An 11,149-nucleotide genomic window follows, 5' to 3' on the forward strand; every position below is an offset into this window, starting at 1 on the left:
GGCTCAGCTTGCTTTCTGGCTGCTTGCGGCACCCGTCGGCCATGCGAAGAACTTTTACGTCTTCATACACCATGGTGGCGCCTACTCGTTGAAAACGCTCTACGAGGTCTTGTCGGACTGGCCCATCATCGGCAAGGGCGCGCGTCAACTGCCGTACCAGTATGCCGGGCTCGCGATGGCGCTGCGTTCCAGGAACGCACACTGGAAATTCGGCGAGATCGAGCCTCGCCACTGGCACCAGCTGGCCCAGCAGGCGGGCGAAGCGGTGTGGCTCAACATGGTCGAAATGGTGGAGGTCGTGGATCCGGCACTCGATCGAGTCGAGGCCTTGCTCCCGAAGGGATTCCCCGACCCGGTCTGGAGCACCATCTCGGCCGGTGTGCGCCGCCATGCGAAGAAGTTCCTGATGACGGCGAAGCGCCTCTGACACCTTGGCGACAGCGGGATTCACCGTGTTTACAAGCCCCCGCCCCGCTCCTAGCATGGCTTTTCCATGCCGTCTGCCCTCCCCGCCCACTTTGCCCACTGGCCGCCCGGCCTGCCGCACCACCTGACGCTGCCGCAGACCAACGTCTTCCACAACCTGCAGGTGTCGGCGCAGCGTTTTCCGGACAAGGCGGCGGTCATCTTCTACGACAGCGTGATGACGTATGCCGAGCTGCTGGCCGGCAGCGAGCGCATCGCCGGCTGGCTGCAGCATGAAGCCGGCGTGCAGGCCGGCGACCGCGTGCTGCTCTACCTGCAGAACAGCCCGCAATGGGTGATGGCGTTCTACGGCATCCTGCGCGCCAACGCGGTGGTGGTGCCGGTCAACCCGATGAACCGCAGCGAGGAGCTGCGCCACTACGTGCACGACAGCGGCGCGCGCGTCGCCATCGTGCCGCAGGACCTGCTGGCCCAGATGCAACCGCTGCTGGATGACGTCGGCGAGAACCACCTGCAGCGGCTGCTCGTCGTCACCTATGCCGATGCGCTGACCGTGCCCACCGACCTGCCGGTGCCCGAGGCCGTCTCGGCCACGCCGCGCTCGTTCGACGCACCGAACCTCACCGCGTGGCGTGACGCCCTCGCAAGAAATCTTCGCCCCGGCCCGCTCACCGCCGGCCCCGACGACCTGTGCGTGATGCCCTACACCTCCGGCACCACCGGCCAGCCCAAGGGCTGCATGCACACCCACCGCAGCGTGATGAGCACGCTGGTCGGCGGCGTGCAGTGGTTCGGCCGCACGCAGGATGCGGTGTACCTGTCGGTGCTGCCGTTCTTCCACGTCACCGGCATGGCCGGCAGCCTGAACGGCCCGCTGTACCTCGGCGCGACGATGGTGGTGCTGGCGCGCTGGGACCGCGACGCCGCCGCCCGGTGCATCCAGCGCCACCGCGCGACGGTGCTGCAGGCGATCTCGACGATGGTGGTCGACTTCCTGTCGAACCCGCGCTTGCCAGACTACGACCTGGGCAGCCTGCAGGGCATCCGCGGCGGCGGTGCGGCGATGCCGGCGGCCGTGGCGGCGCGCCTGCGCGAGCTGACCGGGCTGGACTACGTCGAGGGCTACGGCATGACCGAGGCGATGGCCGCGACGCACATCAACCCGCCGCACCGGCCGAAGCCGCAGTGCCTGGGCATCCCGGTGTTCGATGTCGACGCGCGGGTCATCGACCCGGCCACGCTCGCCGAGGTGCCGGCCGGCGAGACCGGCGAGGTGGTCGTGCACGGCCCGCAGGTGATGCGCGGCTACTGGAACGACGAGGCCGCCACGCGCGACGCCTTCATCGAGATCGGCGGCCGCCGCTTCCTGCGCACCGGCGACCTCGCGCAGGTCGATGCCGACGGCTATTTCTTCATGGTCGACCGGCTCAAGCGGATGATCAACGCGTCGGGCTTCAAGGTGTGGCCGGCCGAGGTCGAATCGCTGATGTACCGCCACCCGGCCGTGCTCGAGGCCTGCGTGATCGCCGCCCGCGACGCCCACCGCGGCGAGACGGTGAAGGCCTTGGTGGTGCTGCGCGCCGGCCACGAGGCCGTGTCCGCGCAGGAGCTGATCGCGTGGAGCCACGAGCACATGGCCGCCTACAAGAGCCCGCGCATCGTCGAGTTCGTCGCCGCGCTGCCGAAGTCCGGCACCGGCAAGGTGATGTGGCGCGAGCTGCAGGAGCGCGAACTCGCCACGTCATCGACACCCCAACCTGGAGACAGCCCATGACCCCCATCCCCCTGTTGCGGCGACGCTCGCTGATCGTCGCCGCCGGCGGCGCGGCCCTGGCGGCGCCGCTGCGCGTGCTGCGCGCCGAGAGCTTCCCGAGCAAGCCCATCACGCTGATCGTGCCGTGGCCGGCCGGCGGCTCCACCGACCGCCACCTGCGCACGCTGGCCGACATCGCCGGCAAGCTGCTCGGCCAGAACGTCATCGTGCAGAACCAGCCCGGGGCCGGCGGCACGCTCGGGCCGGGGATGATGGCGCAGACGGCGAAGCCCGACGGCTACACCCTCGCGCAGTTCCCGATGGGCATGCTGCGGCTGCCACACATGCAGAAGGTGAACTGGCACCCGATCAACGACTTCACGTTCATCATGGGCGTCTCCGGCTACACCTTCGGCTTCACGGTGCGCGCCGATTCGCCGTTCAAGACCTTCAACGACTACATCGAGGCAGCGCGCCGCGAGCCCGGCAAGATCGACTACGGCTCCACCGGCATCGGCACCTCGCCGCACCTGCTGATGGAAGAGCTGGCCGACAACGCGAAGGTCCGGCTGAACCACATCCCGTTCAAGGGCAACGCCGACCTGCAGCAGGCGCTGCTCGGCGGCCACGTGATGGCGCAGAGCGATGCGACCGGCTGGGACAAGTTCGTCGACAACGGCCAGATGCGGCTGCTCGTCACCTTCGGCGAGCGGCGCACCAAGCGCTGGCCGAACGTGCCGACCGCGAAGGACCTGGGCTACGGCGTGGTGTCGAGCTCGCCGTACGGGCTGGTCGGGCCGAAGGGCATGGACCCGGCGATCGTGAAGACGCTGCACGATGCCTTCAAGAAGGCGATGGACGACCCGCGGCACGTCGAGCTGCTCGACCAGCTGAACCAGGAAGCCTGGTACCGCAGCGGCGACGACTACGCCGCCTGGGCGCGCGAGACCTTCGTGAAGGACAAGGCCTTGATCGAGCGCCTCGGCCTCGCCGCGAAGGCCTGACGTGGGCGTGCTTGCGTTGGTGTCACCCCTGCCCGTGGCGCCGTATGCCGGCGCCTTGCGGCGCGCGGCCCAAGGCATCGATGTGTGGACCAGCGACGACGAGGCGCCGCCGGAGCGCGTCGAGGCCCTGCTCGCGTGGCGCCTGCAGCCGGGGCAGCTCGCGCGCTGGCCGAACCTGCGCCTGGTGTGCAGCATCGGCGCGGGGGTCGACAAGCTGATGCCGGCGGACTTGCCGGCGTCGGTCGTGCTGGCGCGCGTCGTCGATCCGAACCAGGGCTGCGAGATCGCGCAGTACGTGCTGGCCTGCACGCTCGGCTTCACCAGGGATCTCGGGCGCTATGCGCAGCAGCAGGCCGCGGCGCAGTGGCTGCGGCACCCGGTGCGGGCGGCGGCGCAGTGCCGCGTCGGCCTGCTCGGGCTCGGGGCCGTCGGGCAGGCGGTGGCGCGGGCCTTCCTGCCGCTGGGCTACCCGGTGGCGGGCTGGAGCCGGCGCGGCGAGCCGGTGGCCGGGGTCGAGGTGTTCGGCGGCGAGGGCGGCCTCGCGGCGCTGYTCGCGCGCAGCGACGTGCTGATCTGCACGCTGCCGTTGACGCCGGCGACCCGCGGGCTGCTGAACCGGGCGACGCTGTCGCAGCTGCCGCGCGGCGCGTTCGTCGTCAGCGTCGGCCGCGGCGAGCACCTTGTGGAGGCCGACCTGCGCGCGCTGCTCGATGAAGGCCACCTGGCCGGTGCCGCGCTCGACGTGTTCGAGCGCGAGCCGCCCGATCCGTCGAACTGGGTGTGGCAGCACCCGCAGGTGGTCGCGACGCCGCACATCGCGGCGCAGGCCTCGTTCGACACCGTCGCGGCGCAGTGCCTCGATGCGTTGCGCCGCGTGCGCGACGGGCAGCTGCCGCGGCATGCCGTCGATCGCTCGGCGGGGTACTGACGATGGACGACGCCTTCCAGACGATCCCCTCGCAGATCCGCGCCCATGCGCAGGCGCGGCCGGCGCACGCTGCCCTGGCGCAGGGCGGCGAGCTGCTGTCGTATGCCGCACTCGATGCGCTGATGGACCGCATCGCGGCCGCGCTGCAGCGCGACGGCGTGCAGGTGGGCGAGGCGGTCGCGGTGTGCGCCGGCACCTCGATGCGCTACGCGGCGGTGTTCCTCGGCGCACTGCGGGCCGGCGTCGTCGTCGCGCCGCTCGCGCCGTCGTCGACGGCCGAGAGCCTGGCCGCGATGCTGGCCGACGCGCAGCCGCGCGCGCTGTTCGTCGATGCCGCGGCCGGCGCGTTGATCGCGGCCTCCGAAGGCTCGCGCATCCCGCTCGACGACGACACGGCCTTCGAGCGCTGGCTCGCGCCGGCCGGCACGCGCGTGGACGAACCCGCGCTGCCGCCCGACGCGCCGTTCAACATCATCTATTCGTCCGGCACCACCGGCGTGCCGAAGGGCATCGTGCAATCGCACGGCATGCGCTGGTCGCATGTGCAGCGTGGCCGGCAGTACGGCTACACGCCCGACGGCGTCACGCTGCTCGCGACGCCGCTGTACTCGAACACCACGCTGGTGGTGTTCTTCCCGACGCTGGCTTATGGCGGCTGCGCCGTGCTGATGCAGAAGTTCGATGCGGCCGGCTACCTGGCGCTGGCCGCGCGGCGCCGCGCGACGCACACGATGCTGGTGCCGGTGCAGTACCAGCGGCTGATGGCGCTCCCCGCTTTCGGGCAGCACGACCTTTCCGCCTTCATCAACAAGTTCTGCACCAGCGCGCCGTTCGGCGCCGCGCTGAAGGCGGATGTGCTGGCGCGCTGGCCGGGCGGGCTGGTCGAGTTCTACGGCATGACCGAGGGCGGCGGCACCTGCATCCTCGCGGCGCACGAGCACCCGGACAAGCTGCACACGGTCGGGTGTCCCGCCGAAGGGCATGACATCCGGCTGATCGACGACGACGGCCGCGAGCTGCCGGTCGGCGCCACCGGCGAGGTGGTCGGCCATTCGCCCGGGATGATGCTCGGCTACCACCGGCAGCCGCAGAAGACGCGCGAGGCCGAATGGTTCGATGCGGCGGGCAAGCGCTTCATCCGCACCGGTGATGTCGGGCGCTTCGATGACGACGGCTTCCTGGTGCTGCTCGACCGCAAGAAGGACGTGGTGATCAGCGGCGGCTTCAACATCTACCCGAGCGACCTCGAGGCGGTGCTGCGCGAGCACCCGGCGGTGGCCGATGCGGCGGTGGTGGGCGTGCCGTCCACCGAGTGGGGCGAGACGCCGGTGGCCTTCGTCGTGCGCCGCGCGGGTGCGGACGCGGGTGCGGACGACGCCACGGCCGACGATCTGAAGCACTGGCTGAACGCCCGTGTCGGCAAGACGCAGCGCGTGGCCGGCGTGCGCTTCGTCGACGAACTGCCGCGCAGCGCGATCGGCAAGGTGCTCAAGCGCGAGTTGCGCGAGCGCTGGCGCTGAGCACAAAGCCGGTGCGATTTCTTGCAGCCGTGTGAAAGGCGGACAAGTTCGTCGGGTATCCGGAAGTCACGGATGCGAAGGGCGGGTTTACACGTAGCATCCCGCCCGCCAAGGGTTCCGCCCGTGGCGCCGGCAGCAGTCAACGGCCGGATTCACCCCTCCGAGACAACACAGGATTCCCCATGAAGAAGATCCTCCTCACCGCCCTCATCGCGATGGCCGGCAGCGTCGGCGCGCACGCCGAAGGCATCTACGTCGGCGTGGCCGCCGGCGGCACCAACACCGACGTCGACTGCGCCGGCACCACCAGCTGCGACAAGAGCGACACCGGCTTCAAGCTGTTCGGCGGCTACAAGCTGACCGAGAACATCGCCGTCGAGGCGCATTACGCCGACTTCGGCAAGGCCAAGCTCAGCGTCGGCGCCGCCTCCATCGACGTGAAGATGTCGGGCTTCGGCCTCGGCGCGGCGTACCTGGGCGACTTCACGCCCGACTGGAACGGCGTGGTGCGTGCCGGCCTCGCACGCAACAAGGTGAAGCTGGAGGGCGCGGCCTCTGATTCGCAGAGCAAGACCAAGGCCTACGTCGGCGCCGGCGTCGGCTACAAGCTGACCAAGGAAGTCGCGCTGACCGCCGCCGTCGACTACACCGAAGGCGAGATCGGCGGCGACAAGGCCAAGGCCACGCTGTACACGATCGGCGTCAACTACAACTTCTGATATCCCACCCCCGAGGCGCTGCGCGCCTCCCCCTCAAGGGGGCGCCTCCAGTGGACCGGCGGAGCCGGATCCACGGAGGCCGCTGGATCGAACCGTTCTTCGCGTGCGTTGGCACGCTTCGGTCCGGCTATTTCTTTGCGCGCTGCGCTTCGCCCCACAGGGCCTGGCACTGCTGGGCCAGCGGTCCGGACGCGGCCGAGGCCGGCGGCGCGGGCGTCTTCTTCAGGCGCTTCTGCTCGGCCAGGTAGGCGCTGCTCTTGCGCAGCGCGGCCAGCTTGCCCAGCATCTTCTCGTCTTCCGCCACGTGGTACATCCGCAGGTAGGCCACATCGCGCTGGCCTTTCATCTGGGGGTACAGCGCCTCGCAGCGCTGGTAGCTGGCATCGTAGCGGGCCAGTTTCTTCGCATCGAGCGTGAGCGCCTGGGCGGAGCCGGCGAACAGCGTGAGGGCGGCGAGAGCGGTCAGGAGGAGGCGCATCCGTCGAACTGTACAGGGTGGGTGAAGGATGGAAGCAGATCTGCGGCCTGCCGGTGGGAACGAACCGCTGCGTCAGGTTACTCACCGCGCCGACCCCGCCGCTTCCGCGCGTGGGCGACTCCCCGAAACAGCACAGGATTCACCGTGAAGAAATTTCTCCTCAGCGCCCTCATCGCGGCCGGCAGCGTCGGCGCACACGCCGAAGGCCTCTACATCGGCGTGGCCGCGGGCGGCTCGCACCTCAATCTCCGTTGTGCAAGCGGCGTCAGCTGCGACGAGGGTGACACCGGCTTCAAGCTGCTCGGCGGCTACAAGCTGACCAAGAACGTGGCCGTCGAAGCGCATTACGCCGACTACGGCAACGTCAAGGGCAGGGTCAGCGGAGACACCAGCGGCTTCGATGTCGCCGCCAATGCGAATCTGTCGGCCCTCGGCGTCGGACTCGCGCTGCTGGGCGATTTCACGCCCGACTGGAACGGTGTGGTCCGCGCCGGCCTCGCGCGCAACAAGCTGAAGACGAGCGGCTCCGCAGGCAGCTTCTCGTTCTTCGACTCGGACACCAGCACCAACGCCTACATCGGCGCCGGCGTCGGCTACAAGTTGACGAAGGAAATCACGGTGAACGCCGCCATCGACTACACCCGAAAAGCCTTGGGGAACGAAGCCATCAAGGCCACGCTGTACACGATCGGCGCCACCTACAACTTCTGATCCGGCTGACCCTGCGGCATCGGGCCGGCCTCGCGCGATGCGGGGTCGGCTATTTTTTTGTGCGCTGCGCCTCGCCACGCTGATAGCGCAACACCGTCATCGAGCGCGCAGGCAAGGTCACCGCCGCAGCCGGCTGGATGCGCCTGAACGCCGCCTCCTTGTCGACCACGCGCGCATCGAAGGACTGCCCGCCAGCCAGCTTCCATGACGCGAGGCTCGTCTTCAGCGGCTTCGCCACCGTGTCGCTGTTGATCAGCACGACCGTCAGCGTGTCGCCATCGACCAGCGCATGGCTCCACACGCCGGCATCGCTCGCGGCCACCGGCATGAAGCGCCCCTGCAGCGGCGCGAGCAGCCGGAACGCGTAGTACGTCGCCCGCGGCGCCCCGCCGCTGTCGAGCAGGCCGTGGAAGCCCGTCCCCTGGTACGCGAAGTAGTGCGCGAAACGCAGCCCCGCCTCGGCGCTGCGCAGCGCGAACTCGGCGGCCCACAGCGCGCCGACCTGCTCGCCGATGAAGCGCTGGCCGTCGGAGCGCGACGACAGGCCGTATTCGGTGATGCCGAGCTCGATCGCACGCGCATGGCCGAGCGGGTTGCTCGCCGGGTCGGCCAGCAGCCGCCGGTACTCGGCCGGCCAGCGCGTCGCCTCGTCGATGCTCGCGAGCGCGGCCGCCTCGGAGCCGGTGCCTTCGGTCGGGTAGATGTGCCAGGTCAGCACGTCCACCACGTCGCCGCACAGCGCAATGAAGCGGCGCGCGAACGCCGGCGCGATCGGCATCGCGCCCGAGACCGCCGGGCCGGCGATGCGCGCCTGCGGATCCTCGCGCCTGATCGCCGCGGCCTGCGCGCGGAAGACCTCGCAGTAGCGCTCCGGCGTCCAGCTCGCGTCGCCGCGCGTGACGGCGAACAGGTCGGGCTCGTTGCCGATCTCCCACACCGGCACCTTCAGCCCGCGTTCGCGCGCCAGGCGCACCGCCGACGCAGCGTCTTCGGGCGTGTTCGCCGCGACCACGCCGGGTCGGCCGCCCTGGAACACACGCGTCTGGATCAGCAACTCGGGCGCCGGCCCGCCCAGCAGGTCGAGGTTGGTCTTGAACAGGTCGAGCCGCGTGCCGTTGAGGTCTTCGTCGTCCCCGGCATTGCCACCCGGGAAGCGCAGCGCCGCCGCCGGTGCCTGCCGCATCTCGCGGGCGAACTCGCCGATCTGCATCCAGTTGCCGATGTTGTAGCCGCGCAGGATCGCCGGCGCGGCCACGATGGGCCCCGGCGATGGGGCATCCGGCGCGATGCGCAGCGTGACGGGTGCCGCCATGACAAGCAGCGGCAGGGCCAGCAGCGACGCGCAGGCGGCAAGTGATTTGATCGGCATGGCCGCGATGCTAGGGGCGTTGAAATCGATTTCACATCGGTACTTTCCAGGCGCGCCCGCTACGCCGCTTCGTGCCGATTGGATGCAAGCCCCCACCGGCAGAGCGTCGAGACGGCGCGCTGCGTCCACCACCTCCGTCGCGGCGTAAACGCAGGTCAGCCGGCATCCCGCCGGCTGCCATGCCAACACACCAGGAGAAGCCATGACACCCACCCGTTTGCGCAGCGCGCCGCTCGCGCTGGCCGCGACCCTCGCGCTGTGCGCCGCCGCCCAGGCCTCCAGCCACCGCGAGGCGCCGTTCATCACCACGCAACCCAAGGTCGACGCCACCGATTTCTACATGTTCCGCAGCTACGAGGCCGACCGCGCCGACTACGTCACGCTGATCGCGAACTACCTGCCGCTGCAGGACGCCTACGGCGGACCGAACTACTTCTCGATGGATCCGAACGCGCTGTACGAGATCCACATCGACAACAACGGCGACGCGAAGGAAGACCTGAGCTTCCAGTTCCGTTTCAGGAACACGCTGAACAACGTCAAGCTGCCGATCGGCGACAAGAGCGTCGCGATCCCGCTGATCCAGGCCGGGCCGGTCACCGACGTGCGCTCGGCCGCGCTGAACCTCACCGAGACCTACACCGTCGACGTGGTGCGCGGCGACCGCCGCAGCGGCCGGCGCAACGCGATCACGAACGCGGCCGGCGGCAGTGCCACCTTCGACAAGCCGGTCGACAACATCGGCGTGAAGACCCTGCCCGACTACGCCGCCTATGCGGCCAGGCACATCTACACCGTCAACATCCCGGGCTGCGCGATGCCGGGCAAGGTGTTCGCCGGCCAGCGCAAGGATCCGTTCGCGGTCAACCTCGGCACCATCTTCGACCTGGTCAACGCGCCGGTGGCCGTGATCACCGACCCGGCCCTGATCAATGCGGCGCCGAACACCATCGACGACAAGAACGTCACGACGCTCGCGCTCGAGGTGCACAAGAGCTGCCTGACCGCCGGCACCGAGCCGGTGATCGGCGGCTGGACCAGCGCCAGCCTGCGCCAGGTGCGCCTGCTCGACCCGACGCCGAAGGCCGGCCACCAGACCACCGAGAAGGCCGGCGGCGCCTGGACCCAGGTCTCGCGCCTGGGCATGCCGCTGGTCAACGAGGTGGTGATCGGCCTGCCCGACAAGGACCGCTTCAACGGCTCGAAGCCGAAGGACGACGCGCAGTTCGCCGCCTACGTCACGAACCCGACGCTGCCCGCACTGCTGGAGATCGCGCTGAAGCTGCCCGGCACCGCGCCGAAGAACCTGCCGCGCACCGACCTCGCGACGGCCTTCCTGACCGGCATCAAGGGCGTGAACCAGCCGGCGAGCGTGACGCCCGCCGAGATGCTGCGGCTGAACACCGCGATCGCACCGGTGGCCTTCGCCGACCAGAACCGGCTCGGCATCGTCGGCAACATCCTCGCCGGCGGCACCGACAACGCGGGCTTCCCGAACGGCCGCCGGCCGAAGGACGACGTGGTCGACGTCTCGCTGGTCGCGGTGATGGGCGGGCTGTGCATGGCCAACGGCGACACCGACAAGTTCGGCTTCGGCGTGAACTGCAAGCCGGCCAATGTGCCGCTGGGGGCCACCTCGCTGAAGCTGCACGACGCGGTCGACCAGGCCGTGGCGCCGCTGCTGCCGGGTTTCCCGTACCTGTACACGCCCATCGGCGGCACGCATTGAGGAGCATGGCATGAACAAGCTTCTTCAAGCGCTCGGCACGAGCTTGGCGGGTGCCGCGTTGCTGGCAGCGTGCGGCGGTGGCGGAGGGTCCGGCGGCGACGCGCCGGCCCCGGAGGAAACCGCGGTGCCCGTCACTGCGGCTGCCACGCCGGCGGCGTACACCGAGTACGCAGCGGCGCGGGTGAACGTGGCGTCCGACAGCGGCGAGCCGCTGAGCCTGGACGCCCTCACGAGCGTGCCGACCAGCGAGACCGACGAACCGGCCACGCTCTGACCGGCACCCGTGGCCCGGACGCCCATCCGGGCCACGGATCATCTTCCATGGCGAGGTGACGATGCTTCACTCGATCTTCCGGTGGTGGCCGGTCGCGCTGCTGCATGCCGCGCTGTGCCACGCCGCCCCCTTCGCACCGGCCGGCGACGACACCCTCGTCGAACGCCTGCCGGCCCGCATCGGCAACAGCGCCGAGCGCCAGCAGCAACGCGCGCTGCGCGAGCAGCTGCGCCAGCAC

At 70.0% G+C, this 11,149-nt stretch carries 10 protein-coding genes and 1 pseudogene; 9 read left to right on the top strand and 2 right to left on the bottom strand.

Annotated features, from left to right (window positions below):
* The 6 genes and pseudogenes from AC1D01_RS08565 to AC1D01_RS08590 form a co-directional block, all read left to right on the top strand.
* A pseudogene (locus AC1D01_RS08565) lies at nucleotides 1-427 on the top strand (type II toxin-antitoxin system HipA family toxin); the annotation flags it as partial.
* 66 nt (nucleotides 428-493) lie between these two features.
* The gene (locus AC1D01_RS08570) at nucleotides 494-2,200 is read left to right on the top strand and encodes a long-chain fatty acid--CoA ligase (RefSeq protein ID WP_477865626.1); all 1,707 of its coding nucleotides are present in this window, start codon (nucleotides 494-496) and stop codon (nucleotides 2,198-2,200) included.
* Entirely contained in the window at nucleotides 2,197-3,183 is a 987-nt protein-coding gene (locus AC1D01_RS08575; protein WP_477865627.1) for a tripartite tricarboxylate transporter substrate binding protein, read from the top strand. Before AC1D01_RS08570 ends, AC1D01_RS08575 begins: the two co-directional genes overlap by 4 nt.
* A gap of 19 nt (nucleotides 3,184-3,202) precedes the next feature.
* Nucleotides 3,203-4,111, top strand: coding sequence for a 2-hydroxyacid dehydrogenase (locus AC1D01_RS08580; protein WP_477865628.1), 909 nt, complete (start codon nucleotides 3,203-3,205; stop codon nucleotides 4,109-4,111).
* A 2-nt stretch (nucleotides 4,112-4,113) separates the two neighbouring features.
* Nucleotides 4,114-5,631, top strand: a complete 1,518-nt coding sequence (locus AC1D01_RS08585) for a class I adenylate-forming enzyme family protein (protein ID WP_477865629.1) — start codon at nucleotides 4,114-4,116, stop codon at nucleotides 5,629-5,631.
* A gap of 182 nt (nucleotides 5,632-5,813) precedes the next feature.
* Nucleotides 5,814-6,350, top strand: coding sequence for a porin family protein (locus tag AC1D01_RS08590; RefSeq protein ID WP_477865630.1), 537 nt, complete (start codon nucleotides 5,814-5,816; stop codon nucleotides 6,348-6,350).
* A 127-nt stretch (nucleotides 6,351-6,477) separates the two neighbouring features.
* On the opposite strand, the gene AC1D01_RS08595 is transcribed toward AC1D01_RS08590, so the two are convergent.
* A complete protein-coding gene (locus tag AC1D01_RS08595) occupies nucleotides 6,478-6,828 on the bottom strand; it encodes a hypothetical protein (RefSeq protein WP_477865631.1) in 351 nt (116 codons plus the stop codon).
* Nucleotides 6,829-6,972: 144 nt separating this feature from the next.
* Here AC1D01_RS08595 and AC1D01_RS08600 point away from each other — a divergent pair, with 144 nt between their 5' ends.
* Nucleotides 6,973-7,539 (top strand): porin family protein, encoded by a 567-nt coding sequence (locus AC1D01_RS08600; protein ID WP_477865632.1) that lies wholly within the window; start codon nucleotides 6,973-6,975, stop codon nucleotides 7,537-7,539.
* A gap of 49 nt (nucleotides 7,540-7,588) precedes the next feature.
* On the opposite strand, the gene AC1D01_RS08605 is transcribed toward AC1D01_RS08600, so the two are convergent.
* The gene (locus AC1D01_RS08605) at nucleotides 7,589-8,908 is read right to left on the bottom strand and encodes a hypothetical protein (protein WP_477865633.1); all 1,320 of its coding nucleotides are present in this window, start codon (nucleotides 8,906-8,908) and stop codon (nucleotides 7,589-7,591) included.
* A gap of 202 nt (nucleotides 8,909-9,110) precedes the next feature.
* On the opposite strand from AC1D01_RS08605, the gene AC1D01_RS08610 reads away from it, so the two are divergent.
* Nucleotides 9,111-10,637 carry a DUF4331 domain-containing protein gene (locus AC1D01_RS08610; RefSeq protein WP_477865634.1) on the top strand — a complete coding sequence of 509 codons (1,527 nt, stop codon included), beginning with the start codon at nucleotides 9,111-9,113 and terminating at the stop codon, nucleotides 10,635-10,637.
* Nucleotides 10,638-10,647: 10 nt separating this feature from the next.
* Complete coding sequence (locus tag AC1D01_RS08615; RefSeq protein ID WP_477865635.1) at nucleotides 10,648-10,911, top strand: hypothetical protein; 264 nt, start codon at nucleotides 10,648-10,650, stop codon at nucleotides 10,909-10,911.
* Nucleotides 10,912-11,149: the final 238 nt, after the last annotated feature.

It is taken from the genome of Rhizobacter sp. P3_B12 (assembly GCF_056402895.1).